The following is a 24162-nucleotide window of genomic DNA, read 5'->3' as shown; positions in this document are numbered from 1 at the left end:
GCAAACTTCATCAGCACGTCGGGTGCAAGGCGCGATAAAACATTCTTCATGAAAGTCGCCGTGCTTACCGGCGGGGGTGACTGCCCCGGCCTGAACGCCGTCATCCGCGCCCTCGTCCGCCGCGCCTCCGCCCACGGTTTCGAGATGATGGGCCTCCGCGACGGGTGGAAGGGCCTGCTCGAGGACAACCACTTCCGCCTCACCCGCGAGACGACCTCCGGCATCCTCCACCGGGGCGGCACCATCCTGGGCACCTCGCGCGTCAACCCGTTCAAGGTGGAGAACGGCCTGGAGAAGGTGAAGCGCGCCATCGAGCGCAACGGCATCCACGCCGTCATCGCCATCGGCGGCGAGGGCACGCTGTCCGCCGCCACGCGCATGTCCCAGGAGGGGCTGCGAATCGTGGGCGTGCCGAAGACCATCGACAACGACCTGAACGGCACCGACTTCACCTTCGGCTTCGACACCGCGGTGGCGATTGCCACGGAGGCGGTGGACCGGCTGCACTCGACGGCCGAGTCGCACAAGCGCGTCATCGTCTGCGAGGTGATGGGCCGGCACGTGGGCTGGATTGCCACCTACGCGGGCATCGCCGGCGGCGCGGACGTCATCCTGGTGCCGGAGATTCCCGCGGACCTGGAGCGCGTGGCCGAGCACATCCGCAGCCGCCACGCGGGCGGACGCAGCTTCTCCATCGTCGTGGTGGCCGAGGGCACGCGCATCAAGCTGTCCGCGGACCAGGGCGAGCAGCTGGTGACGAGCGGCGCGCTGGACGAGGCGGGCCGGCCCCGGCTGGGCGGCGTGGGCAACATCGTCGCGCAGGAGATCGAGCGCCGCACGGGCTTCGAGACGCGCGTGTCCGTGCTGGGCCACATCCAGCGCGGCGGCGCGCCCACCGCGCATGACCGCGTGCTGGCCACGCGCTACGGCGTGCACGCGTGCGACATGGTCGCCCGGGGCGAGTTCGGGAAGATGGCCGCGCTCAAGGGCAACGAAATCGTCAGCGTGGAGCTGGCCGCCGCCACCAAGGAGCTCAAGCGCGTCCCGACGGAGTTCTTCGAGGTCGCCCAGGTGTTCTTCGGCTAACGCAACGCAGCAACACTCGGGCCGCGAGTGACGCGGGACCCTGGCCCGAGCGCGCATCCGGTAGCATCGGCACCCCACCCTCGCCTCGAAGGGACGTGCCGATGCTGCCAGGCCGCATGATGGACTTCCCGCTGACGTTGACGCACTTCCTGGAGCGCGCGCGGACGTACTACCCGCGCTCCGAAATCGTCAGCCGCAATCCGGACAAGTCGATGCACCGCTATACGTACGCGGACTTCTACAAGCGCACGTGCCGGCTGATGAACGCGCTGAAGCGGCTGGGGGTGAAGGCCGGCGACAGGGTGGCGACGCTGAGCTGGAACCACTACCGGCACCTGGAGGCGTACTTCGGGATTCCGGCGATGGGCGCGGTGGTGCACACGCTCAACCTGCGACTGCATCCGAACGACCTGGCCTACATCGCACGGCACGCGGAGGACACGGTGGTGCTGGTGGACCGCTCGCTGTGGCCCCTGTTCGAGAAGTTCGCGGCGCAGGTGCCGAGCATCCGCCATGTCATCGTCATCCCGGACGCGGGGCCCGCGCCGGAGGGGACGCTGGACTACGAGCAGCTGCTCGCGGCGGAGCCGGAGACGTTCGACTTCCCCACGCTGGAGGAGAACAGCGCGGCGATGCTCTGCTACACGTCGGGCACGACGGGCAACCCCAAGGGGGTGCTGTTCAGCCATCGGTCCATCACGTTGCACACGCTGGTGTGCTGCATGAAGGATTTGACGGGCATCGGCGAGGCGGACTCGGTGTTGCCGGTGGTGCCCATGTTCCACGCGGCGGCGTGGGGGTTGCCGTTCGACGCGCTGCTCACGGGGGCGCGGATGGTGATGCCGGGGCCGCACCTGGACCCGCCGTCGCTCCTGGAGTTGATGTCGGCGGAGAAGGTGACGGTGGCGGGCGGAGTGCCGACCATCTGGCTGGGCATCCTCGCGTTGTTGGACCAGGACCCGAAGAAGTGGGACCTGAGCGCGATGCGGACGATGTTGATTGGAGGCTCGGCGGCGCCGCCGGCGATGATTGACGGCTTCCGGCAGCGGCACGGGCTGGAGGTGACGCACGCCTGGGGCATGACGGAGATGAACCCGGTGGGGACGATGGCGAAGGTGAAGCAGGCGCTTCGCCACGCGGACGCGAAGGCGCAGCTGGGGGCGCAGAGCTCGCAGGGCTTCGCGCTGCCGTTCGTGGAGACGCGGGTGATGGGGGAGGACGGGAAGGCGTTGCCTTGGGACGGCGCGACGATGGGTGAGCTGGAGGTGCGCGGGCCGTGGGTGGCGGGCTCGTACTACGGCGGCGAGGGGGCGGACCGGTTCACGGCGGATGGCTGGTTCAGGACGGGGGATGTCGTCACGTTGGACGCGGATGGGTATGTGCGCATCTGCGACCGGAGCAAGGACGTCATCAAGTCAGGCGGGGAGTGGATTTCGTCGGTGGCGCTGGAGAACGCGCTGATGAGCCACCCGGCGGTGCTGGAGGCGGCGGTGTTCGCCGGGCGGCATGCGCGGTGGGACGAGCGCCCGCTGGCGGCGGTGGTGCTCAAGCCGGGGCAGGCGGTGAGCAAGGAGGCGCTGACGGAGCACCTGGCGAAGCAGTTCGCCAAGTTCTGGCTGCCGGACGACTACCTCTTCATCGAGCAGATTCCGCGCACGTCCACCGGGAAGTTCCTCAAGACGAAGCTCCGTGAGGACTACGGCGACCACCTCATCAAGAACCCGAGCACCGCCGCGGGGTGAGGCACGGTGGGCCCGCCGTCCGTGGAAGGACGGTGGGCCCCAAGCTCGTCAGCCCTGCTGGTCGATGAGCTGGATCTTCCGCTGCCGGCACACGTCCTCGAAGTCGCCCCGGTTGAAGGTGACGAGGGCGTGGAGCCGGTGGCTCCGACTGAGCAGCATCAGCCGCACCACCCGGTCCACCAGACTCAGGGCGCGGTAACCACCGTCCTTCGTCAGCTCCTCGAAGCACTCCGAGAGCGCCTGCTCGCGCATCTTCCGGTCGAACAACATCGACAGCCGGTTGCGCTGCCGCAGGCGCTTCAAGTCCCGCTCCAGCAGCCCCATCGACGCGCTCCTGCGAGCCATGCGCGTCGACACCGTCTCGTAGAGGATGGGCCAGGGCACCACCAGTTCGTGGGCAGTCGAGTCGAACAGCTTCTCGAACAGCGCCTTGGCGACGCCGTGGAGACCATCCCTCGGATCATAGAGCGCGAGCAGGAAGCAGGCATCGACACAGACCTTCATGCGTCGTCCTGCTCCTCACCGGCGAGCTCGACGTAGCCGACCCACGGGGCGGGACGCCGGTTGCCGAAGAGCCACTTGCCGCTCCACTTCCCTTCCTTGTCGGAGCCAATCAGGTAGGCCCGCCCCTTCTTGCCCACGATGGGCTTGAGGGCCCGCTTGAGCTGCACGGGCGTCTGCTCCGTGGTGAACGTCGCCATGCCGTCACCACACTCGCGCGCGTCCAGCTTCGCCAACCACCGGTAGAGGTCGTCGTAGTTGCCCCGGAGCCCCAAGTCGAACGAAAGCCAGTACCGCGTCATGAGCCCTCCCTGTCGAGCCCGAGCACTCTCGCCTCGACGGACTTCGGCCCGAAGGGGCGCGAGGTCCATCCCGGGTGTCTCACCCCCCAGGTCGTGCTGTCTACTCCCTACCCTCCTTCGCGGCCCCATCACGACAGGGGCCGTATGGCCCGGCGATTCACTCAGACGATGCATGCAGTCTCACAGGTTGGACGGTCCGCGCCCCTTCACGAGCGCGGACCGTCTCCGCTGCAAGCCACACGCCTCACGGCGCACGATTTCCGAACCAACGCGGAGCCATCCACGAACTTGTAACTACGGCTTACACGTTCAGCCCACCGCGTCAGTTCGCGCCGAGGCAGACGCCGCCGCAGGTGGCCTCCACCTTGCCGTCGGGCCTGAGGAACAGGTCCACCTGCTCACGGCCCTTCGTGTTGCGACGCACACCCTCGTGCACCGGGTTGTCGTCCGCCGGCAGGTTCGCCACCGTGCCCGGCAACGGCGAGGGCAACCCGAAGTCGAACTGCACCAGCGCCGCGCCGTCGAGGACGCCCTCCACCGCCGGCAGCTCCGGCACGCGCCACGTCGCCGGCAACTGTTGCGTCAGCCCCATCGCCCGCGCATGCAGCTCCGTCGCCACGTTGGGCACCTGTGCATCGCCCAGGCCGTACTGCACCAACACCTTGCGCGACGCGGGGCCACCTTCGTACGGCGTCTTCAACACGTGCGGCGCGTACGTCAGCGGGTCGATGCGGTCGAACCCCGTCTGCGTCATCGCAGCGAACTTCTGCTGGTCCAGCGCGTCCGGCACCGCCGCGGCGATCGCCTGCAGGAACGGCGCGAAGGGCTTCGCCCGGAACATCATCAGCGAGAAGTCCGCCCCACCCACGCTGAACACCGCGCGCTCGAGATGCGGCGAGAGCGCCACGTACGTCCCGCCCAGGATGTGCCCCTGACTGATGCCGTAGAAGTACGTCTGCCCCGGCTCGTACACGAGCACCCCGTTGTCGCTCAGCTCCGGCACGTCCCGGAGCGTCGTGCGCGCCGCGTACGTCACCGCCATCTGGTTCACCATCCCCTGATGCACCCGGTCCGAGAAGCGCATCGTCTGCCCCGGCTGCTGCGCCATCGCCCCCACCACCCCCGGCGCGTCCGCCTGCGACATGCCCCACCAGTCCACCGTCACCACCACCATCCGCGTCGCCTGCACGAACGGCCGCACGAACGAGCCGTCCGCCTCCCCCTGCCCGCCGAAGAAGCCGTGCCCGTACTGGAGCAGCCGCACCGGCGCCACGCCCTGCCCCCAGACACTCCGGGGAATCTGAAGCGTGAAGGGCACCTCCGCCTCGCCATTGCGCCGCACCCGCCCCTGCGCATCCCGCGCCAGCAGCGCTCCGGGCTGCGCCGTCTCCATGAACAGCGGCACCCGCAGCGTCCCCTTGATGCGACGCGCGATGTTCGCGTCCACGTCGTTCGTCACCTCCGTCACCGTCACCACCGGCGGCGTGGCCTCCATCGCCTCCATCGCCAGCCGACGCACGTCCAACATGTCCCGCGTGACGTTCTCCTCGGTCTCCGTCGTGAAGTCCCACGCGAGCTGCAGCTCCGCGCGCGGCACCCCCGCCGCCTCCAGCGCCGGGAAGATGTCCGCCTCGTAGCGCCGGGCCAGCGGCGCCAGCAGCGCGTCCCCCGCCGTCTGTCCATCCCGGATGCGGCGGAAGCCCTCCGGCACCGGCACCGGCGCGCCGTCCTTCGCCTTCAGCCCGCGCAGCGCCACGATGTAGCGCGTCCCACCCTTCAGCCGCACCGCCGGCCGCACCAGCAGCGCCCGCCGCGCGTCCGCCGCCGCCCGAGGGTCCAGCTCCGCGAAGTGCAGCACGCCCGTGCCGGCTTCCGCCTCCAGCAACACCGTGCTCCCCGACGTCGCCGCCGTGGGCCGCGTCACCGAGGGCAGCCCCGTGTCATCCACCCCGCCCGGGAACAGCGCCAGCATCTGCGTGCCATGCGAATACCCATCCGCCGGATGCAGGTCCGTGAAGTCGAACGGCGTCCCATCCCGCGTCTTCAGCTTCGCGGCCGCGCTCAGCGTCACCCGATGTCCCGAAGGCAGCGCCGCGTCCTCCTTCAGGAAGTAGTCCGAGGGATACGGCAACAGGCAGTCATGCTCGGATGCCAGCGGGTTGCAGCCCTCCGGCACCTGCAACGGCGGCAGCTCCGAGCCCGAGTCCGGTGCCCCCGCGTCCGGCGTCCCCGCGTCGGGCTGCGCCCCGGCGTCCGGCGTCGGCAGGTCATCGTCCGAGTCCGAGCACCCGCTCAACGCCAACAACGACGCCGCCAACACCCAGGCGCCGTGCTTCCTCATTCGCTCCCACATGGCTTGGACGCTCCTCGCGCGAACACAAATGTCTGTGTCACACGAGTGTCACCGGACACGCCGCGAGCGCAAAGCCTCATCTCACGACACACCGCGCCACGCACCGCCATGCAGCGTCAGCCCTCACCTGGGGCTGACGCTGAGCTTCCACGGATGTATCAGATTCCGCAGATATCCTCGGCGAGCGAGATGCACGCGGCGATGAACTGCGCCGTCGTGCAGCCGCCGTTCTGGGTGCAGACGATGTCGCCGGTGCCCGGCTCGCTGCACCACTGCAACGTCACCCAACACGCGGCCTGGGTGACGGTGCGCTCACCTTCGATGGCCTGGGCGCTCACGTTGCTCTCGCCCGAGGCGTCCCGCACGATCACGGACCTCCCATCGTTCAGCGTGGCCTCGTACCGGGGCCCCTTGTCGTCGACTGTCGCCTCCGGCGTGGTGCCCTCGCCGCAACCGGCGAGCACGCCCATGGAAACAGCCGCGACCATCACGAATGACAGTGCCTTCATGCGCTTCTCCTGGTGATGGAGCCCACCGACCCGAGCTCCGTGGGCGGATATGCAATGATTGTCGAGCCTTCTCCATCGTTGATAGCCACTAGCTGAAATGTTTCCAGCCTCGTCTCGGGTCTGGGATTACAGCCACTCGCAATCACTGCGCATGGATTGAGCCTCGCGCGTGCCTCCATGAAACCTTCCGAAGAACCCGGACCAAACCCGCTCCATGTGCTCACGTGGGAGCGTTCGCTGGTGGACGGCGGCGGCCTGGTGCGTGCGGGTGCGCGCCAGGGCCCGCGGCTTCGGGGTAGGTTGTGGCCACCATGCCGTCCGTGAAGCAACTGCGCCCGTTCGCCCTGGCAACCCTGGAAGCCTTCCTCGACGCCTCCGGGCCCGTGGTCCTCGTCCAACAGCCGCCCGAGCCCGTCTTCCAACAGGTGGCGATGCGGCTGGGCGAGGCGCGCACCGTGGGCATGGCGCACCGCACCCGGCTGGTGGACCGGCTCTTCGTCATGCTGCGCGGCTTCGACGCGCTGGAGGTCCACTTCCTGCGTCCGGCCGTGGACGGGCAGGAGCTCACCGTGGGACGGATGGAGGGCTGCACGCTCATCGTCCCGGACCCGTCCGTGTCCAAGCACCACGCCACGCTCAAGTGGCACGCCTCGGCGGGGGACTGCTCGGTCCGGGACGTGGGCTCGATGAACGGGACCTGGGTCAACACCGCCGCGCTGACGCCCGAGCAGGACGTGCTGCTCACGGATGGCGACGCGCTGGGTTTCGGCGATGCCCAGTTCCTCTACCTGCGCACCGAGACGCTGCACGCGCACCTGCGCATGGCCAGCCCCGGCGCCCGGGGCTGAAGCCCACACGCCCTGGGGAATGTCCCGGGCCGCGCGGACGTAGGGAGGACGCCCTGGCGCCCAGGCGAGCCTCGGTGACAGGGGCATCACCTACATTCAGCCACTTCGTGCGGCGGGGCATGCGGCCCGGCGCTATGACTGCGGTTCTCGTGCGCTTGGGAGCGTGTTGATGGTCAGGCCGTTGCTTCTCTTCCTGGTCTACGTGGTCGCCTGGACCGTCCTGAAGTCGTTCTGGCCCGCGATGGCGCGAGGGTGGCGCCGGTGGGTGTTGCTCGGCGGCTCGGCGCTGTCCCTGGCCGTCTGGCTGGTGCCCGCCATCACCGGACGCACCTCCGAGGTCCCCGCCCTGCTGCGCATCCTCGCCACGGGCTGGTCCATCTCCGCCATCATCATCTTCCTCGTCGGCGGCCCCCTGGCCCTGCTGCGCCGGTGGATGGACCGCCGCGCCCGGGCGAAGGCCTCCCCTGACGTCATGACGACCCAGGCCCCGGTCCCCGAGGCCCCCGAGTCCGTCCCCAGCGGAACACCCGCCCCCCACTCCACGCAGGCCAGCGCCCTGGAGTCGCTGACGTCCGCGAGGATGAGCCGGCGCAACCTCCTGACGAACGCGGGGCGCGCGGTGCCGCTGCTCGCGGTGGGGACGAGCACGGCGGGCCTGGCCAGCGGCTCCATGGGCTTCAAGGTGGAGTCGGTGGAGGTGCGCCTGCCGGGCCTGCCCGCCGCGCTGGATGGCTTCCGCATCGGCCAGATTACCGACGTACACGTGGGCACCTTCATCGACACCCAGTACCTGCGCGACACGGTGGCCGCGATGAACGAGGCCCAGGTGGACCTCCAGGTGATGACGGGGGACCTCATCGATGACCTGGACCAGCTCGACGCCACCATGGCCGCGCTGGAGGAGTGCCGCGCGCCTCACGGAATGCTGGCGGTGCTCGGCAACCACGAGCACTGGCGCGGGCTGGACGAGGTCGTGGAGGCCTACGCGAAGTCCCAGTCGCGGGGCAGCCCGGTGCGCCTGCTCGTGGACGAGTCCCACACCTTCGAGCACGGCGGCCAGCGCGTTCGCGTCGTGGGCGTGGACTACCCCATGTCCGGCCGCAGCCACCGCGTGAAGGCCGCGCGCATGAAGCAGTCCGCCGAGCAGGCCTTCCAGGGCGTCTCTCCCGACGAGGTGGTGCTGTGCCTCACGCACCACCCGGACTTCTTCGACCACGCCGCCGAGCGCGGGGCGCGGCTGACGCTGGCGGGCCACACCCATGGTGGCCAGGTGGCCTTCTTCGGGATGCCGTTCTTCTTCTTCGCCTTCCAGTACATGCTCGGCCGCTACCGCCAGGGCGACCACCAGCTCTACGTGTCCGGCGGCACCGGACACTGGCTACCCTTCCGCCTGGGCGTCCCGCCCGAGGTGACGGTGCTCACGCTCCGCTCGGCGTGAGCGCGGACTGCTGGCCGTAGGTCTTGAACTTCTCCAGCACGCGCGCCATCTCCGCGTCGTCGAGCAGCACGGGCTCGCCCACCTGGAGCGCTCGCCAGTACATGGCCGCGAGCGTCTCCACCTCCACCGCCAGCTTGAAGGCCGAGGGCAGGTCCCGCCCCAGCGCCAGCATGCCGTGGTTCGCCATCAGGCACGCCTTGCGGCCCTCCAGCGCGTCCAGGACGTTTCGCGCCAGCTCCGCGGTGCCGAAGGTGGCGTACGGCGCGCACCGCACGTCGACGCCGCCCGCCGCGCAGACCATGTAGTGGAAGGCCGGGATGCCCCGGCGAAGACACGCCAGCGTGGTGCTGAACATGGAGTGCGCGTGCAGCACCGCGCCCACCTCCGAACGGGCCTCCAGGATGTCCCGGTGGAGCTGCCACTCGGACGACGGACGCCGTGGGCCCTCGTGGCTTCCATCCATGCGCATGAGGACCATGTCCTCGGGCACCAGCACTTCGTAGTCCATGCCGGTGGGCGTCAGCAGGAAGCCCCCGTCCACGCGCACGCTCAAGTTGCCGCTCGTGCCCTGGTTGAGCCCCGCCGCGTTCATCTTGCGGCAGGTGGCGATCATCGCCTCTCGCACGACGCGCTCGTCCTTCATGAGCCCATCCTCGCGCGCTCCGGGAACAGCGAGCGCAGGCCGTCCTGGCTCGCCGGACATACGCCTTGCTCGTCCTTCATGGCCTCACCTCCGCGCGCTCCGGGAACAGCGAGCGCAGGCCCGCCTCACTCGCCGGACACACGCCCCGCTCGGTGATGAGCGCTGTCACCAATCGCGCGGGCGTCACGTCGAAGGCGTAGTTGGCGGAGGGGCTGCCCTCCGGTGTCACCCGCACCGTGGCCACCTCCCCCGAGGCGAGCCGGCCCGTGACGTCGCTCAATTCGGAGCCATCGCGCTGCTCGATGGGAATCTCCCGCACGCCGTCGCGCAGACTCCAGTCGATGGTGGGCGAGGGCAGGGCCACATAGAAAGGCACGCCGTTGTCCTTCGCCGCGAGCGCCTTGAGGTAGGTGCCAATCTTGTTCGCCACATCACCGTGGGCCGTGGTGCGGTCCGTGCCGACGATGCACAGGTCCACCTGCCCGTGCTGCATGAGGTGGCCGCCCACGTTGTCGGCGATGACGGTGTGCGGGACACCATGCTGCCCCAGCTCCCACGCCGTCAGCTGCGAGCCCTGGTTGCGCGGGCGCGTCTCATCCACCCAGACATGCACGGGCAGGCCCGCGTCGTGCGCCAGGTAGATGGGCGAGAGCGCCGTGCCGAAGTCCACCGTCGCGAGCCACCCCGCGTTGCAGTGGGTGAGCACCTCCAGCCGTCCCTTCCTCCCCTTCTTCTCCCACGCGGCCTCCAGGAGCTTCAGGCCGTGCTCGCCCAGCGCGCGGTTGATGGCCACGTCCTCGTCGCACAGCTCCGCCGCGCGCCGCTTCGCCGCCTCCACGCGCTCGGCGGGCGGCAGCGGGGTCAGCACACGGCGCATCTCCTCCAGCGCCCAGTGCAGGTTCACGGCGGTGGGCCGCGTCTCACCCAGCACCGCGAGCGCACGCGTCAGCGCCGCGTCGGAGGCATCCGCGCGCAAGGCCAGCCAGACCCCGTAGGCGGCCGTCGCGCCGATGAGCGGAGCGCCCCGCACCCGCATCGCGCGGATGGCGTGCGCGGCCTCGTCCAGCGTCTCCAGTCGCGCGGTGACGAAGGCGTGGGGCAGCCGCGTCTGGTCGATGATGCCCACCGCGCGGGCATCCGGCTCCAGCCAGACGGCGCGGGTGGGCTTGCCGTGGACCTTCATCGCCCGAGCACCCGTCCGGCCACCGACGACAGCTTCTCCACCATCGCCGCGTCGCGGGCGTCCGGCGCGGTGATGAGCGCGTGCTCCAGCGCGCGCTGACACCCCTGCCGACAGGGCCCCTCGTGTCCTCCGAGCAGCGGCACCACCTGCTTCACCAGCGAGCGCGCCTTGCCCGCGTTGCCCACGAGCACCGAGACGACCTGGTCCACCGTGACGGCGTCGTGCTCGGGGTGCCAGCAGTCGAAGTCCGTCACCATGGCCACCGTCGCGTAACAGAGCTCCGCCTCACGGGCGAGCTTGGCCTCCGGCATGTTCGTCATGCCGATGACGTCACAGCCCCACGTCCGATACAGCCGGCTCTCCGCGAGCGAGGAGAACTGCGGCCCCTCCATCGCCAGATAGGTGCCGCCCCGGTGCGCGGCCACGCCCAGCGCTTCGCACGCGGCCACCACCGCCTCCCCCAAGCGCGAGCACGTGGGCTTCGCCATGGACACGTGCGCCACCAACCCCGTGCCGAAGAAGCTCTTCTCCCGCGCGAAGGTGCGGTCCACGAACTGGTCCACCACCACGAAGGTGCCCGGCGGCAGGTCCTCGCGCAGGCTGCCCACCGCGGACAGCGACAAGAGGTCCGTCACCCCGCTGCGCTTGAGCGCGTCGATGTTCGCCCGGAAGTCGATGTCGCTCGGGGCGATGCGGTGCCCGCGACCATGGCGGGGCAGGAACACCACTTGCGTGCCCTCGAGCGTGCCGAAGCACAGCTCGTCGGAGGGCTCGCCGAAGGGCGACGACACCTTCCTCCACGCGACGTCCTTCAGGCCATCCATCTGGTACAGGCCACTGCCACCGATGATGCCGATGACGGGCGCGGGGGCTCGGGACATGGGTCTTCTCCGGGGTCGAGGGGCGCCGCCAGCGTAGCAGCCTCCTCGCGGCCCACGTGGGTTGACAGCGTCACGCGCGGCTCTATATTCAACCTCATGGTTGAACAACACGCGAGCCAGCTCGACCACACGTTCCATGCGCTGTCCGACCCGACACGTCGGGCGATGCTGCGCAACCTGTCGGTGCACGAGCGCAGCGTCGGAGAGCTGGCGGCGCCCTTCCAGATGTCCCTGGCCGCGGCGTCCAAGCACATCAAGGTGCTGGAGCGTGCGGGGCTGGTGCACCGCGAGGTGAAGGGCCGCACGCACGTCTGCCGGCTCAACGCCCGGCCGCTGTCGGACGCGCAGGACTGGATTCGCTACTACGAGCGCTTCTGGAGCGAGCGGCTCGACATGCTGGAGAGCCTGCTGCGCGGCGAGGCTCCCACGCCCCCTTCCCCCAAGAAAGGACGCACCCGGTGAATGCCTCGAAGACGGTCCAGGTCCAGCTCACCCGCTTCTTCCCCGCCAGCGCCGAGCGCGTCTTCGACGCGTGGCTGAGCCCCGAGACGCTCGGCCGGTGGATGTGGGGCCCGGGTGTGCGCGACGAGGAGGTGGTGCACCTGCGGCTCGACGCGCGCGTGGGCGGCGGCTTCTCCTTCCTCGTGCGCAGGAAGGGTCAGGACATCGACCACATCGGGACCTATCTGGAGATAGCCCGTCCCCAGCGACTGGTCTTCACGTGGGCCATCCGCGAGGAGCCGATGAGCGAGGAGAACATCAGCCGCGTCACCCTGGACTTCCGGCCGAGGGACGCGGGCTGTGAGCTGACGTTGACGCACGTCATGTCGGACACGTGGGCGGAGTATGCGGACCGCACGCAGGCGGGCTGGGCCACCATGCTCACCACCCTGGCGCGCGAGCTGGCCGGGGAGCCCCCGCGCCATGGCTGAACACGGCGTCGTCACCGAGCCCCAGACGGTGCGCCTGGAGCGCGTGCTGCCGGGTCCGCTGGAGCGCGTGTGGGCGTTCCTCACCGACCCGGAGCTGCGCGGGAAGTGGCTCGCCGCCGGGGACATGGAGCTGCGCGAAGGTGGAAGCGTCGAGCTGCGCTTCCAGCACGCCCACCTCTCCCACGAGCCGGTGCCCCAGCGCTATCAGGTGATGCGCGATGGCCATCGTCACACGGGGCGCGTGCTCCGCTGCGAGCCGCCACACGTGCTGAGCTACACCTGGGCCGAGCAGACGGGCGCCCCCTCCGAGGTCACCTTCGAGCTGAGCGCTCGGGGCTCGGACGTGCTGCTCGTCGTCACGCACCGGCGCCTCGTCACGCGCGAGGACCGCGTCAGCGTCGCGAGCGGCTGGGACACCCACCTGGGCATCCTCGAGGACCAGCTGCGCGGACAGACGCCTCGCGGCTTCTGGTCCACCCACGCACGCCTGGAGGCCGAGTACGAGGAGCGCTTCCCTCGGGATTGAAGTCCTCGGCGCGTGACGGGCCCTCGCCTTGTTGCCCGCCGCGACTTGGGACCTCGAGGCGCACCTTCCTGGGGAGACTCATTCTCCCTGGGAGGTCGCCATGAAGGTCGAAGAAGCCATGACCGCCAATCCCGTCACCTGTCTGCCCGACACGGGCATCGAACAGGCGGCGCGATGGATGGTCGAGTGTGACTGCGGGGCCCTGCCCGTCATCGACGCCGACAACCGGCCGCTGGGCATCATCACGGACCGGGACATCACCTGCCGCATCATCGCCAAGGGGAAGGACCCCTACATGCTGGACGTGACGGCGGCGATGAGCGCGCCCGCGGCCACCGTGTACCGCGACACCCCCTTGGAGGACTGTCTGGCGTTGATGGAGCAGAACCAGGTGCGGCGAATGGTGGTGCTCGACGACGACAACACCGTCTGCGGCATGGTGGCGCAGGCGGACCTGGTGAAGCGTCTGGGCGCGGAGGAGACCGCCGAGCTGATGCGCGAGGTCTCCATCGACACGCAGTCCGCGTCGCAGGTGCACTGACGACGGCGTGCGCTGGAGCCTCAGTCGCCGCCGAGCGCGAACGCGGCCATGCGTTGCACGCGGTCCGGCCCCGAGCGCTCCAGCACGTCGTTGTGCCCCGCGTCCGGCACCGTCACCACCGTGGCGCGAGGGAAGCGGGTGCCCAGCTGGCGCCCCATCTCCACCGGGATGAGGGTGTCCTGCTCACCGTGGATGATGAGCACCGGCAGGTCGAGCCCCTGCGCCTTCGACAGGGTGTCGAAGCGGTCCCTCACGAGCAGCGAGGTGGGGAGGAAGGGCAGCATCGTCGCCGCCATGTCGGGGATGGAGGTGTAGGGCGCCACCAGCATGATGCGCGCGCCATGGCCCCGGCGCGCCATCTCCACCGCGACGCCCGTGCCCAGGCTGCGGCCGCTGAGCACCGTGCGCTCCGGCGGGACCCCCTGGGTGCGCAGCAGCGCGAGCGCGGCCTCCGCCGCCGCGTAGATGCCCTGCTCGGAGGGTGCTCCGGGGGAGGCGCCGTAGCCCGGGTACTCGACGGCCAGGAAGCCCAGGCCGTTCGCCTGGAGGAACAGGCCCAGGTCGAGCTGGTCGAGGAGCTGCTCCCCGTTGCCGTGGAAGTGCACCACGGTCGGCGCGCCCTCGGGCCCTGGCAACTGGAGCAGGTCCACGTAGGCCCCTGCGCTCAACGGCAGACGGCTGAAGCCGTGCGCCGCGGGGAGCAGGGTGGCGGCCTTCGGCGCGGGGAAGAGCAGCGAGCGCTGGAAGACGAAGGCCGCGACGCACAGCGCGACGTAGAGGACCGCGAAGACGGAGAGGAGGAGGGTGAGCATGCGGCGGAGGCGGACCATGGCCCCGCCCAGTCTGCCCCATTCCGGACCGCGCTATGTGAACAGCCCCAGCGCGGTGCCGGGTGTGTACCCCGGGAACACCCGGGTCAGGTCCACGCCGGGGCGGCAGGCGCGCAGGGCCTCGGACAGCGGGGCGCGCACGTCGGTCCACGCGGGCACGTCCCGGCCATCCTGGAGCCGGTCCGCGGTCAGGGGCTCGAAGCGCCCGTACACCCGACCTCCGCGCACACCGCCGCCGAGCACGAGCATCGCGCTCCCGACGCCGTGGTCCGTGCCTCGACTGCCGTTCTCCCGCACGGTGCGGCCGAACTCCGTCAGGACCACCACCGTCACGTGCTCGAGCCGTGGGCCCAGGTCGCGCGCGAAGGCGGACAGCGCGCCGGACAGCTCCGCGCAGCGATTGGCGAAGGTGCCCGTGGCCGCGCCCTGCGCCGCGTGGGTGTCCCAGCCGCCCATCTCCGTGGCGGCGACCTCCAGGCCCACGTCGCCCTTGATGAGCCGGGCGATGTCCGCCAGTCGCTGGCCCAGGGGCGCGCGTGGGTACTCGGCGCCGGAGGTGGGCGGCAGCCGGGCGAGCTGCTCTTCGTCCAGGTGCGAGAGGGCCTCGAAGGCGCCCTGCCCCGTGGTCCGCAGCGCGTCGTCCACGGCGCCGGCATAGAGCGCCTCGAAGCCGCGAGTGGCCCGTGCTCCCCGGTTGCCCACGCGCAGCCGGAACTCCTCCAGTCGCCCCATGGCCAGCGCGCCCGCGTCACCAAAGAGTGCTCGGGGCAGCGTGGACTGCAGCGCCACGGCGCGCAGCGGCGCGGAGGGGACCTGCGCCTCGGAGCCCAGCGCGCGGTTGAGCCAACCATCCGGCGTCGACTTGCGGCCCGGCGTTCCGGACTCCACGAAGTCCTGGGCATCGAAGTGCGAGCGGACCGGGGTGGGCAGTCCCACGCCGTGCAGCACCGCGAGCTGTCCTTCCTTCCACAGCGGGAGCAGGGGCTCCAAACGTGGGTGCAGGCCGAAGGGCGAGGACAGGGGCAGCGCGGCGCCCTCGCCCGTGGACTTCAGCGCGAGCGAGGGGCGCGCGCGGTGGTAGGCCGCGTCCTCGACAGGCGGGACGAGCGAGAGTCCGTCCACTCCGCCCCGGAGGAACACCGTCACCAACGTGCGCCGTGAAGGAGGTGTGCCCGCCTGGACGCCACGCAGGAGACCTGGCGTGAACAGGAGCCCCACTCCGGACAGACCCAGCGCATGCAGCAGACGGCGTCGAGAGAGGGACTGGGGCATGCGGCTGGGACTCCAGGGTGGTCGGCCCCGCGAGGCGGCGAGGTCCGCCCATTCAACACCCGTTCGGTCCGGAGGTTACGAGCGCACCTCCGCCCCCATGACGGCACATCGTTCAGGTGGAGCCGCCTCGAGCCTCCGTCAGGGCTGCTTCTTCTCGCGCAGTTGGCGGAGCACCTCGCGCGCGGTGGCGGCGGACGACGCCGGGTTCTGCCCGGTGACGAGCCGGCCGTCGGCCACGACGAAGCTCTCCCACAGCGGGCCCGACTCGTAGCGGGCTCCCAGTTCCTTCAGCCGCGTCTCCAGCGCGAACGGGACGATGGCGTCGAACTTCGCCGCCTTCTCCTCCGCGTTGCTGAAGCCCGCCACGCGCTTGCCCTTCACCAGCGGCTGCCCGTCCGGCCCCTTCACCCCCACCAGCGCCGCGGGCCCGTGGCAGACCGCCGCCACCACCGCGCCCCGCGCGTACCCGGCGGACAACAGCTTGTGCGTGGGCGCGTGCTTCGACAGGTCCCACATCACGCCGTGCCCGCCCACGACGAAGTACGCGTCGTACGAGTCCTTCACCTTCGCGAGCTTGAGCGTGTTCGCCAGCTTCTTCTTCGCCTGCGCGTCCGACAGGAACGCCTTCGTGGACTCGGTCTGCTCCTTCTCGCTGCGAGGGTCCACCGGCGCGGCGCCACCCTCCGGGGACGCGATGTCCACCTGCGCCCCCGCTTCGACGAACGCCTCGTAGGGCGCGGCCAGCTCCTCCAGCCAGAAGCCGGTCTTCTCTCCCGTGTCCCCGAACTGCGAGTGGCTGGTGACAATCAACAGGACCTTCACGGCGGTCAGCATCTCTTCCATGACACGGCTCCCTCGCGGGCCCCCGAGGAGGGGCCCCACGGCGAAAGGGATACGCCTGGAGGTCCGCCCAGAAAACCGAGGGCTTCTTCACATAAGCTCAAGCCATGCTTGGCAATCGCGAAGCCCTCTGGACGCTGTGGGAAGTCAGCCGCGCGGGGACCCACGCCGCCGCCGCGGCGCGACTGGGCATCACCGCGTCCGCCGTGGGACAGCAGCTCAAGGCGCTCGAGCGACACACGGGGGTCGCGCTGTTCGAGCGCGTGGGGCGCAGGGCCCGGCTCACCTCCGCCGGAGCGGCGCTCGTCGCTCGACTGGGAGAGCACCTGCCCGCGCTGGACGCCGCCGTGGAGGAGGCCTCCGAGACGCATCGCGTGGTGCGCGGCGAGGTGGCGCTGGGCGGCCCCTGGCCCTTCTTCCGCTACTGGCTGCGCCCGCGGCTGCCGTCCCTGCTGGCCGCGCATCCCGAGCTGCGACTGGACGTCCGCTTCGATGTCCCCAGCCGCGTCGCGCGCAGGCTCCTCGACGGCGAGCTGGACCTGGGCATCGTCGGTCTGTTGCCCGAGGCTCCGGGTCTGGAGCTGCACCCGGTGGCCCAGGAGCAGTTCGTCGCCGTGGCCTCCCCCGGCTACCTGAAGCGCTGGGGGACACCGAGGAGCGCCCGCGACTTCGCCGCGCATCGCTTCGTCGCCTTCGACTCGGACCTGGCCATGCTCCTGCCCTGGTGGCGCGCGGCCTTCGGCGCGAAGGAGCCGCTGCCGACGCAGGTGGTCTGCCGCATCGCCAACCTCGACGAGATGCTCGCGCTGGTGGAGGCGGGCGTGGGGTTGGCGGTGCTACCCGACTACCTGGTCCAGCCGGCACTGCGCGAGGGCCGAGTCGCAGCGCTCGAGGCACCGCGACGCGCAGCGCGTCGTCCCTCGGGGACCCTCTGGGTGGCCTGGCGCAAGGCCGCCGCGCCCACCGCGCGATTCCTCGCGGTCCGCGACTGGCTCTTGACGAAGGACAGACGTGGCCAGCGTGCATGAAGGGTTCTGTCACGGCCCGCTGGAGCGTCGAATCTCCGACGGGGCGCGGAGCGGCCGTGTCTGGAAAGGAATCACGGATACCCGCCTCGTACGCCAGGACCGGTAGGCGGTGCCCAAGGCCTTGCCTATCCATCCCCCCTCAAAATTCTTCGAGGGGGAGCGCCCATGCGGTTGTCGTCGAACCAGGACCCCGAAACGCAGGCCGTCGTTCGCGCCGCAGTCTTGAAGATGAGGACCGTCGCGGATTGTGTCGTCACCCCTCGCACCGCCAGCTCGGGGACGGCCCAGGAGGGGTTCCGGGTCCACGTGGCCACCCGAGGCCCCCTGACCGAGCAAGCCGTCCTCGAGCACCTGCGCGCCCACTGTCCTCGACAGCTCGGGCCCCTGGACATCGTCCTCGTCCATGCCCTGCCGCCCTCGCGACGTCCAGGTGACCTGGAGGACCTGGGCCTCGCGGTGCTCGACGAGACACTCGTCATGCACTGCCAACGCGTCGTCGACGCCCTGCTGGGCTCCGGACACTTCCAGGTGTCCGTCGGCGACGCGGACTCCACGCCCGGAGCCTTGAGGCTCCGACGCGCGCCGGACTCCTCCTCCATGGTTGACCGGAGCAACCTTCCGGCCATCGCGACGAGCACTGCCGGACACTCGGTCCGGGAAGCGCTCGCCGACGGTGGCCCGGCCCTTTCTGGCGCGGAGCGGACGTTGACCGAGGTCCTGCTCGCGGCGGTGGCGCGGACGCCGGAGCAGAGAATCGTCCACGTCGAGGCGGAGGGCGTGGAGCGGACCGACACCTACCGCGAGCTGCTGTCGAGGGCCCTGCGAGTCGCCGGAGGGCTGCGGAGTGAGGGGCTCACGGCGGGCCAGCGGGTGATGTTCCAGTTGCCGGGGACGCGCGACTTCATCACCGCGTTCTGGGGCTGCATCCTCGCGGGCCTGGTGCCCGCGCCCATCGCGACTCCCGCCGAGTACGCCGAGGGGATTCCCGGGGTGAGCAAGCTGCTGGCGGCCTGGAAGGCGCTGCGCGAGCCCCTCGTCCTCATCGACGCCTCGCAGCAGGCCTCACTCCAGGCGTTCGCCACGAGCCACGGCCACACGGTGAGGACGGCCACCGTCGAGGAGCTCGCCCGCCATGAGCCGGCGAAGCCGCACCTGGACGCGACGCCCGACGACATCACGCTGCTCCTGTTCACCTCCGGCAGCACGGGCACGCCCAAGACAGTGCCCCTGAGCCACAAGGCCATCCTCACCGAGGCTCGTGGCACCGCGCGGGTGATGAACACGGGCCCCCAGGACGTGTCCTTCCACTGGATGCCGCTGGAGCACGGCGGCAGCCTGGCGATGGTCCACACCCGGGACATCCTCTCCTCCTGCGCCGAGGTGCATGTCCCCACGCAGCTCATCCTCGGCGAGCCCCTGCGCTGGCTCGATTGGATGGAGCGCCACGGCGCCACGCTGAGCTGGGCGCCCCACTTCGCCTTCGGGTTGATTGTCGGTGAGCTGGGCCGCAAGCCGTCGGCGCAGCGGTGGGACCTCTCCCGGGTCCGCATCCTGGTCAACGGGGGCGAGGCCATCGTCTCCAGGACGGCGCGGGAGTTCCTGCGGGCCCTTTCGTCCCACGGCCTGCGCGACTCCGCCATATGGCCGGCATGGGGGATGTCGGAGACTTCGTCGGGCGTCACCTACCACTCCGACTTCAACCTCTCCACGTCGTCGGATGAGGACTCCGTCGTCGCGCTCGGGCCGCCCATCCCGGGCGTGCGACTGCGCATCGTGGACGACGAGGACCAGGTGCTGCCCGAGGGGGAGATTGGCGCCCTGCAGATTCAGGGGCCGTCGGTGCTGCGCGGCTATGTCGACAACGACGCCGTCAACCGCGAGTCCTTCACGCAGGATGGTTGGTTCCGCACCGGGGACCGCGCCTTCCTGCGCGACGGGCGCCTGACGCTGACCGGCCGCTCGCGCGACACCATCATCATCAACGGCGCCAACCACTTCGGCCACGAGATTGAAGCCACCGTGGAGGAGCTGCCGTTCATCGACCGCTCGTTCACCGCCGCGTGTGCGCTCCGCTTGAGTGGAGCGTCGACGGACCAGCTCGCGCTCTTCTTCCACCTGCTGCCGGGCACGAACGAGCAGGAGGCCTTGCGCAGCATCCGCGCCGCGGTGGCCAGGAACCATGGCGTCCAGCCCCACCACCTCGTCCCCGTCGAGCGCGCGGACATCCCCAAGACGGACCTGGGCAAGATTCAGCGCACGCAGCTCGCCAGTCGCTACGCGGCGAAGCTGGAGGCGGCGAAGCCTCGCGCGGACACGCACGAGCGGCTGCCCGCGTGGTTCTACCGGACCACCTGGCCCGCGGCGCCGCTGGACACCGACGTGCATGGCGCGGAGCGGACCTCCGTGGCGCTCCTCATCGAGGATGACGCGCGACTGGGTGAGGCCCTCCGCCAGGAGCTGGAGCGTCGCGACCAGCCGCATGTCACCCTCATCCCGGCCTCGACGCCCGGGCTCATCCAAGAGGGACCGCGCCGTTATCGCCTGGATGTGGAGAACCCGGTCCACCACCTCCAGCTCTTCAAGCAGCTGCGCGAGGAGGGGCTGCTGCCCCGACACATCCTCCACCTCTCCGCGCCCTCCGCGATGGGCGTCCCCGAGTCCTTCGAGGCGCAGCGTGAGGCCTGCCTGCGGGCGTGTGGCTGGCTCGTCCCGCTGCTCGGTGCCCTCGATGCGCAGCGGCCCGAGCAGGTGCTGTTGAAGGTCATCGCCAGCCACAGCCTGCGCGTCGGTGAGGACGACCAGGTCGCCGTGCATCACGCGCCCCTGCGCGGCCTGTTGGCGACCGCGCAGCTCGAGCTGCCCTGGCTTCGCACGAGCCACGTGGACCTGCCCGCTGGAGCTTCGGAGGGCAACGCGCGCCGCATCCTGGCCGAGGTCGATGCGCTCAGCGTCGAGCCCCTCGTCGCCTGGAGGGCGGAGGGTCGCCACGTGGCGAGGATGGTGCCCACGCACGCGGAGGGCTCGCTCATCGACGTGCCCGGCTTCGAGCCGAACAGCCTGTTCGTCATCACCGGGGGGCTGGGTCACGTGGGTCGGGTCCTCACCGAGTGGCTCGTCACCCGGTACCAGGCCCGGGTGCTGCTGCTCGGCCGTACGCCCGAGGCGGGCCTGCCCGAGGTGTCACGCGCGGCCCTGGCGGCGCTGCGGAGTCGAGGCGAGGTGCTGTATCGCGCCGTCGACGTCGGAGACGCGGACGCCGTGCGCGCCGCCATCGAGCAGGCGGAGGCGCACTGGTCGCGGCCGGTCGACAGGATGCTGCACCTGGCGGGGCACTACGCGGAGAAGACCCTGCTCCAGCTCGCGCCCGGAGACCTGGCCGCCGCGCTGGACCCGAAGCTCGCGGGTGCATGGAGTCTGTGGCGCGTCGCGAAGCAACGCCCCGGCTGTCGCCTCATCCTGTTCTCCTCGGTCGTCGGCGCCGTGGGCGGGGCGCTCCAGGGCGCGCATGCCGCCGGCAACGCCACGCTCGAGGCCTTCGCCGAGCAGTGTCACGCACAGAGCCGCGGGGCGGCGGACGCGCCTGTCTGCCAGAGCATCGGCTGGAGCTACTGGCGCGATGAGCGCACCGCGGACCTGGAGGTGACGGGGCAGGCCGCGGCGCGAGGCCACGCCATCATGGAGCCCGCGCAGGCTTTGGAGTCGCTGGCCATCGCCGCCGCCGCGCCGCACACCGTCAGCTGGGTCGGGTTCCTTTCGGGAGGACATCACTTCCGCGCGAGGTTGGACGGCCGTCCGCGCGCGCTGCGCCGCATCGTCGCTCGGGGCGCCTCGCGCCATGTCGAGCTGGCGAAGATCTCCCTCGCGCCGATTCGCATCGTGGACGCGGCGGGGGTTCCGGTCTCCATCTCTGCGGCCGAGGCCACCGAGGCCATCCAGCCGGTGGTGGAAGCGACGGACTCGACGCGGAAGATTCGCCGCCTCTTCGCCGACGCGCTCGGACAGCCCGACGTCGGCGTCGACGACGACTTCTTCGATGTGGGCGGCAACTCCATCCAACTGGCGCAACTGCACCGGGCACTGGAGACGGCCTTCGAGCGCGAGGTCCGGTGGGCGGAGGTGCTGCGCTGCCGCACGGTCAACGCGCTCGCGGCGCTGCTCGCGGGGGACTCGACGTCCGAGACGCAGTTCGTGAGCTTCCGGGGGCTGCGCTACGCCTACCGCGTGGTGCCGGGTCCCGAGAAGCCGCTCATCGAGTCGCCGCTGCTCATCATCAGCGGCGCCTTCCAGGACATGTATGCGCTGCCGAAGCTCGAGCACCTGCTGCATCCGCTCGGCACGCTCATCATGGCGGACCTGCCCGGCACGGGCGTGGCGGACGACCTGGCGCCGGAGTTCGGCTTCGACTTCCTCGCGGATTGTCTGGAGCACCTGCGCGCGCACCTGGGCCATCCGCGCATCAACGTCATCGGTATCTCCTACGGCGGTTCGACGGCCTACGAGTTCGCGCACCGCTATCCGGACAGCATCGACCGCCTCATCCTGGTGGGGGCGGCGACGGAGCTTCCCGACCAGTCCGCCGTGCGCATCGACATCCGCGCCGAGCAGATCCTGGAGGGAGAGCTCGACACGTTCGTCCAGGGCCTGGTGGAGGCGACCATGAACCAGGACCCGCGCAACCACGTGCGTGAAGCGGAGGCCACGCGGGTGCTGGTGGAGAAGGCCTTCCATGCCGTCACACCGCGCGAGGCGCTTCGCTACGCCGACGTGCAGAACCGGTTGATCGCCGAGGCCCGGGACCCGAGCCTGCGCATCCTGAAGCGCCCCGTCCTCGCCTTCACCGGCGAGTTCGACCCGCTCACTCCGCCAGCCCATGTGCGCAACCTGGCCGCGACGATTCCCGGCGCGCTGTTCACCACCATCCGGGAGGCCGACCACCTGGTCCTGATGGAGCGTCCCGAGGAGATGGCCGACCTCATCCGCCGCTTCCTCCAGAACCACGACCTCCACGGGCTCGACTACCTCTCCGGCGTCGAGTGCCCCACGAGCAACCCTCCGCCCCGGAATGAACTCGTGGGTGGCACCTCGCCCTTCAAGCCCCAGAGGGAGGGGTTCCAGCAAGGCGCGTCCGCGGAGTGACGGCCGGACCGCTCGAGGCGCGGCGCCGGCACAAGCCCACTTTCCCGGTGTGCCCGCCTCAGCGGGCATGTGCGCCTGTGTGACTGGTGGGACCACGGCCTCGATGTGTCTGCAGCCGGTCATCGACCACGAAGGCCATGAACCTTCGAGGTTGAATGAGTGATGATGCATCTCTGAGGACGTCAGTGGCAACTGGTATGCCCCGGTTCGCTCGCCGCTTCGCTGGCGGTCGAATCCGGGGGTCACATGAGAGCTTCAAGCGTTGTCGCGCTGTTGCTGCTTGCGAGTGGGTGTGCATCGACTCGCATTGTCCATCTCGACACGGGGCGCGGAGGGCTTATCTCCTACACGCCCGTCCAGTCCGCGCCTGTCGAGATGGACGAGGACGCTTTCAAGCACGCGGTCACCCAGCTCGTGCTCGACATGAAGCTGGATGTCGCGTTCCGCGAGATGGAGCAAGGAGACCCACGCGCACTGCTCGCTTCGTCTGGCGGGCTCGTCGATGGTGTCCACGGGCAGCAGTCCCAGTCCGCGTACGAGCGCATCTGTCAGCGCCAGGAAGAGCCTCTCACCTGCATGGGCATGCTTGCCGGTGGGTTGACGCTCGGGCCCATGGAGCGGCGGATGATGGCGCTCTACTTCGCCCTCGACACGGTCTGGGACGGCGTCGAGGAAGCGATTCGGGACATGGTGAACGCCGCGGCCTTGCGCGCCATGGTGACGACGATGATTGGGACGGCGCTCGTGATGCTCGTCGCGCCGGAGCCCATCACGAAGCTGGTGGCCGTCGCCCTCACCGCATCCCTGATTGCCTACCTGGGAACGGGGCCTGTCTGGAACCTCGGGCAGGGCTTCCTGCACCTCATGGACGAGTCCCGCGACGCGATGAGCGTCGAGGAGCTGGCACGAGCCGGACATCGCTTCGGCAAGGTGCTGGGCGACAACGGGGCTCGGGTCCTGGTGGTGGTTGCCCTCTCCGCGCTCGGAGGAAGGAGCGCGATGGCGGCCCAGGGCCCGAGGCTGCCGGGCTTCGCGCAGGCCGCGAGCCGCGCCCCACTGGAAGGGGGCTTCCTGCTCGCTGGAGCGCTGGGCGGAGAGGTCCAGGCCATCTCCGTCTCCGCGGCCGGAGTCCTCAACGTGACGCTCGCGCCCACCGCGGTCGCCGCGACCGCGATGGGAGCTGGAGAGGGGACGGCCCCCATGGTGGGCGCTGTCGGGGGCATCCAGGGGGACGCCGAAGGCAACGTGCATCACATCTGCACGGACAAGAACACGGTCTCCGACGTGAACGGCGGCCCCTGGACTCCGGAGTTCGAACGCGTCTTCAAGCGTGCGGGGATGAAGCTGGATGACCCCGCGAACCTCGTGCGCATCAAAGGGCACCAGGGCCCTCACCCGCGCGAGTACCACGAGGCCGTCTTCGAGCGCATCGAGCGCATGACGCGACAGTGCCGGGGAACAGCGCGCTGTCGGGCGTTGCTGGTGGAAGAACTTGCCCAGATTGCTCGGGAACTCGTAAGGGAGGGCTCCGTGCTGCGCACCCTCATCACGAAGGGGTCCCAGGAATAGAC

At 70.3% G+C, this 24162-nt stretch carries 21 protein-coding genes; 11 read left to right on the top strand and 10 right to left on the bottom strand.

Features of this window, described 5'->3' with window-relative positions; translation table 11 throughout:
• Nucleotides 1–48: 48 nt before the first annotated feature.
• The gene (locus VZQ01_RS26305) at nucleotides 49–1086 is read left to right on the top strand and encodes a 6-phosphofructokinase (protein ID WP_141332983.1); all 1038 of its coding nucleotides are present in this window, start codon (nucleotides 49–51) and stop codon (nucleotides 1084–1086) included.
• A gap of 101 nt (nucleotides 1087–1187) precedes the next feature.
• Nucleotides 1188–2828, top strand: a complete 1641-nt coding sequence (locus VZQ01_RS26300) for a long-chain fatty acid--CoA ligase (protein WP_223747123.1) — start codon at nucleotides 1188–1190, stop codon at nucleotides 2826–2828.
• Nucleotides 2829–2876: 48 nt separating this feature from the next.
• On the opposite strand, the gene VZQ01_RS26295 is transcribed toward VZQ01_RS26300, so the two are convergent.
• The 4 genes from VZQ01_RS26295 to VZQ01_RS26280 all read right to left on the bottom strand — a co-directional run bounded on the left by VZQ01_RS26295 (nucleotide 2877) and on the right by VZQ01_RS26280 (nucleotide 6493).
• Nucleotides 2877–3332 (bottom strand): hypothetical protein, encoded by a 456-nt coding sequence (locus tag VZQ01_RS26295; protein WP_426744996.1) that lies wholly within the window; start codon nucleotides 3330–3332, stop codon nucleotides 2877–2879.
• On the bottom strand, nucleotides 3329–3631 hold the full coding sequence (locus VZQ01_RS26290; RefSeq protein WP_223747121.1) for a hypothetical protein: 303 nt from the start codon (nucleotides 3629–3631) through the stop codon (nucleotides 3329–3331). The genes VZQ01_RS26295 and VZQ01_RS26290 overlap by 4 nt, the downstream gene beginning before the upstream one ends.
• Nucleotides 3632–3953: 322 nt before the next feature.
• On the bottom strand, nucleotides 3954–5984 hold the full coding sequence (locus VZQ01_RS26285) for a hypothetical protein (RefSeq protein ID WP_426744995.1): 2031 nt from the start codon (nucleotides 5982–5984) through the stop codon (nucleotides 3954–3956).
• 158 nt (nucleotides 5985–6142) lie between these two features.
• Nucleotides 6143–6493, bottom strand: a complete 351-nt coding sequence (locus VZQ01_RS26280; protein WP_223782556.1) for a hypothetical protein — start codon at nucleotides 6491–6493, stop codon at nucleotides 6143–6145.
• Nucleotides 6494–6804: 311 nt separating this feature from the next.
• Here VZQ01_RS26280 and VZQ01_RS26275 point away from each other — a divergent pair, with 311 nt between their 5' ends.
• Both VZQ01_RS26275 and VZQ01_RS26270 read left to right on the top strand, forming a co-directional pair.
• Nucleotides 6805–7341 carry an FHA domain-containing protein gene (locus VZQ01_RS26275; protein ID WP_223782557.1) on the top strand — a complete coding sequence of 179 codons (537 nt, stop codon included), beginning with the start codon at nucleotides 6805–6807 and terminating at the stop codon, nucleotides 7339–7341.
• A 169-nt stretch (nucleotides 7342–7510) separates the two neighbouring features.
• Entirely contained in the window at nucleotides 7511–8779 is a 1269-nt protein-coding gene (locus VZQ01_RS26270; protein WP_426744994.1) for a metallophosphoesterase, read from the top strand.
• On the opposite strand, the gene VZQ01_RS26265 is transcribed toward VZQ01_RS26270, so the two are convergent.
• The 3 genes from VZQ01_RS26265 to VZQ01_RS26255 form a co-directional block, all read right to left on the bottom strand.
• The gene (locus tag VZQ01_RS26265; protein WP_223747117.1) at nucleotides 8760–9422 is read right to left on the bottom strand and encodes a class II aldolase/adducin family protein; all 663 of its coding nucleotides are present in this window, start codon (nucleotides 9420–9422) and stop codon (nucleotides 8760–8762) included. The two genes, VZQ01_RS26270 and VZQ01_RS26265, sit on opposite strands and share 20 nt — an antisense overlap.
• Before the next feature lie 76 nt (nucleotides 9423–9498).
• Nucleotides 9499–10605 carry an S-methyl-5-thioribose-1-phosphate isomerase gene (gene mtnA, locus VZQ01_RS26260; protein ID WP_426744993.1) on the bottom strand — a complete coding sequence of 369 codons (1107 nt, stop codon included), beginning with the start codon at nucleotides 10603–10605 and terminating at the stop codon, nucleotides 9499–9501.
• Complete coding sequence (locus VZQ01_RS26255) at nucleotides 10602–11486, bottom strand: S-methyl-5'-thioadenosine phosphorylase (protein WP_267699443.1); 885 nt, start codon at nucleotides 11484–11486, stop codon at nucleotides 10602–10604. Before VZQ01_RS26255 ends, mtnA begins: the two co-directional genes overlap by 4 nt.
• Before the next feature lie 96 nt (nucleotides 11487–11582).
• On the opposite strand from VZQ01_RS26255, the gene VZQ01_RS26250 reads away from it, so the two are divergent.
• From VZQ01_RS26250 to VZQ01_RS26235, 4 genes are all read left to right on the top strand, one after another.
• A complete protein-coding gene (locus VZQ01_RS26250) occupies nucleotides 11583–11948 on the top strand; it encodes an ArsR/SmtB family transcription factor (RefSeq protein WP_223747114.1) in 366 nt (121 codons plus the stop codon).
• Nucleotides 11945–12418 (top strand): SRPBCC family protein, encoded by a 474-nt coding sequence (locus VZQ01_RS26245; protein ID WP_426744992.1) that lies wholly within the window; start codon nucleotides 11945–11947, stop codon nucleotides 12416–12418. Before VZQ01_RS26250 ends, VZQ01_RS26245 begins: the two co-directional genes overlap by 4 nt.
• Entirely contained in the window at nucleotides 12411–12944 is a 534-nt protein-coding gene (locus VZQ01_RS26240) for an SRPBCC family protein (RefSeq protein ID WP_223782562.1), read from the top strand. Before VZQ01_RS26245 ends, VZQ01_RS26240 begins: the two co-directional genes overlap by 8 nt.
• Nucleotides 12945–13044: 100 nt before the next feature.
• Complete coding sequence (locus tag VZQ01_RS26235) at nucleotides 13045–13485, top strand: CBS domain-containing protein (protein WP_426744991.1); 441 nt, start codon at nucleotides 13045–13047, stop codon at nucleotides 13483–13485.
• 20 nt (nucleotides 13486–13505) lie between these two features.
• Here the strand turns inward: VZQ01_RS26235 and VZQ01_RS26230 are convergent, their stop codons facing one another.
• From VZQ01_RS26230 to VZQ01_RS26220, 3 genes are all read right to left on the bottom strand, one after another.
• Nucleotides 13506–14297, bottom strand: coding sequence for an alpha/beta hydrolase (locus VZQ01_RS26230; RefSeq protein WP_426744990.1), 792 nt, complete (start codon nucleotides 14295–14297; stop codon nucleotides 13506–13508).
• Nucleotides 14298–14348: 51 nt separating this feature from the next.
• A complete protein-coding gene (locus VZQ01_RS26225; protein ID WP_267699436.1) occupies nucleotides 14349–15587 on the bottom strand; it encodes a DUF1501 domain-containing protein in 1239 nt (412 codons plus the stop codon).
• A gap of 138 nt (nucleotides 15588–15725) precedes the next feature.
• On the bottom strand, nucleotides 15726–16430 hold the full coding sequence (locus VZQ01_RS26220; protein WP_426744989.1) for a type 1 glutamine amidotransferase domain-containing protein: 705 nt from the start codon (nucleotides 16428–16430) through the stop codon (nucleotides 15726–15728).
• Between the two features lie 104 nt (nucleotides 16431–16534).
• On the opposite strand from VZQ01_RS26220, the gene VZQ01_RS26215 reads away from it, so the two are divergent.
• The 3 genes from VZQ01_RS26215 (at nucleotide 16535) to VZQ01_RS26205 (ending at nucleotide 24160) form a co-directional block, all read left to right on the top strand.
• The gene (locus tag VZQ01_RS26215; RefSeq protein WP_426744988.1) at nucleotides 16535–17455 is read left to right on the top strand and encodes a LysR family transcriptional regulator; all 921 of its coding nucleotides are present in this window, start codon (nucleotides 16535–16537) and stop codon (nucleotides 17453–17455) included.
• Between the two features lie 165 nt (nucleotides 17456–17620).
• Nucleotides 17621–22591, top strand: coding sequence for an alpha/beta fold hydrolase (locus VZQ01_RS26210; protein WP_426744987.1), 4971 nt, complete (start codon nucleotides 17621–17623; stop codon nucleotides 22589–22591).
• A 246-nt stretch (nucleotides 22592–22837) separates the two neighbouring features.
• Nucleotides 22838–24160: an AHH domain-containing protein gene (locus VZQ01_RS26205; protein ID WP_267699432.1), complete on the top strand. Its 1323-nt coding sequence runs from the start codon at nucleotides 22838–22840 to the stop codon at nucleotides 24158–24160.
• The last annotated feature ends 2 nt before the right edge of the window (nucleotides 24161–24162 follow it).

This window comes from Myxococcus faecalis (assembly GCF_050039385.1).
GTDB classification, from domain to species: domain Bacteria; phylum Myxococcota; class Myxococcia; order Myxococcales; family Myxococcaceae; genus Myxococcus; species Myxococcus fulvus.
The sequence above is the reverse complement of the archived record's forward strand: the minus strand, read 5'-3'. Positions and strand labels throughout refer to the sequence as shown.

Coding starts and splice junctions, on each gene's coding strand:
- VZQ01_RS26305 (WP_141332983.1), top strand. CDS start 49: ATGAAAGTCGCCGTGCTTACCGGCGGGGGTGACTGCCCCGGCCTGAAC.
- VZQ01_RS26300 (WP_223747123.1), top strand. CDS start 1,188: ATGCTGCCAGGCCGCATGATGGACTTCCCGCTGACGTTGACGCACTTC.
- VZQ01_RS26295 (WP_426744996.1), bottom strand. CDS start 3,332: ATGAAGGTCTGTGTCGATGCCTGCTTCCTGCTCGCGCTCTATGATCCG.
- VZQ01_RS26290 (WP_223747121.1), bottom strand. CDS start 3,631: ATGACGCGGTACTGGCTTTCGTTCGACTTGGGGCTCCGGGGCAACTAC.
- VZQ01_RS26285 (WP_426744995.1), bottom strand. CDS start 5,984: ATGTGGGAGCGAATGAGGAAGCACGGCGCCTGGGTGTTGGCGGCGTCG.
- VZQ01_RS26280 (WP_223782556.1), bottom strand. CDS start 6,493: ATGAAGGCACTGTCATTCGTGATGGTCGCGGCTGTTTCCATGGGCGTG.
- VZQ01_RS26275 (WP_223782557.1), top strand. CDS start 6,805: ATGCCGTCCGTGAAGCAACTGCGCCCGTTCGCCCTGGCAACCCTGGAA.
- VZQ01_RS26270 (WP_426744994.1), top strand. CDS start 7,511: ATGGTCAGGCCGTTGCTTCTCTTCCTGGTCTACGTGGTCGCCTGGACC.
- VZQ01_RS26265 (WP_223747117.1), bottom strand. CDS start 9,422: ATGAAGGACGAGCGCGTCGTGCGAGAGGCGATGATCGCCACCTGCCGC.
- mtnA (WP_426744993.1), bottom strand. CDS start 10,605: ATGAAGGTCCACGGCAAGCCCACCCGCGCCGTCTGGCTGGAGCCGGAT.
- VZQ01_RS26255 (WP_267699443.1), bottom strand. CDS start 11,486: ATGTCCCGAGCCCCCGCGCCCGTCATCGGCATCATCGGTGGCAGTGGC.
- VZQ01_RS26250 (WP_223747114.1), top strand. CDS start 11,583: ATGGTTGAACAACACGCGAGCCAGCTCGACCACACGTTCCATGCGCTG.
- VZQ01_RS26240 (WP_223782562.1), top strand. CDS start 12,411: ATGGCTGAACACGGCGTCGTCACCGAGCCCCAGACGGTGCGCCTGGAG.
- VZQ01_RS26235 (WP_426744991.1), top strand. CDS start 13,045: ATGAAGGTCGAAGAAGCCATGACCGCCAATCCCGTCACCTGTCTGCCC.
- VZQ01_RS26230 (WP_426744990.1), bottom strand. CDS start 14,297: ATGCTCACCCTCCTCCTCTCCGTCTTCGCGGTCCTCTACGTCGCGCTG.
- VZQ01_RS26225 (WP_267699436.1), bottom strand. CDS start 15,587: ATGCCCCAGTCCCTCTCTCGACGCCGTCTGCTGCATGCGCTGGGTCTG.
- VZQ01_RS26220 (WP_426744989.1), bottom strand. CDS start 16,430: ATGGAAGAGATGCTGACCGCCGTGAAGGTCCTGTTGATTGTCACCAGC.
- VZQ01_RS26215 (WP_426744988.1), top strand. CDS start 16,535: ATGCTTGGCAATCGCGAAGCCCTCTGGACGCTGTGGGAAGTCAGCCGC.
- VZQ01_RS26210 (WP_426744987.1), top strand. CDS start 17,621: ATGCGGTTGTCGTCGAACCAGGACCCCGAAACGCAGGCCGTCGTTCGC.
- VZQ01_RS26205 (WP_267699432.1), top strand. CDS start 22,838: ATGAGAGCTTCAAGCGTTGTCGCGCTGTTGCTGCTTGCGAGTGGGTGT.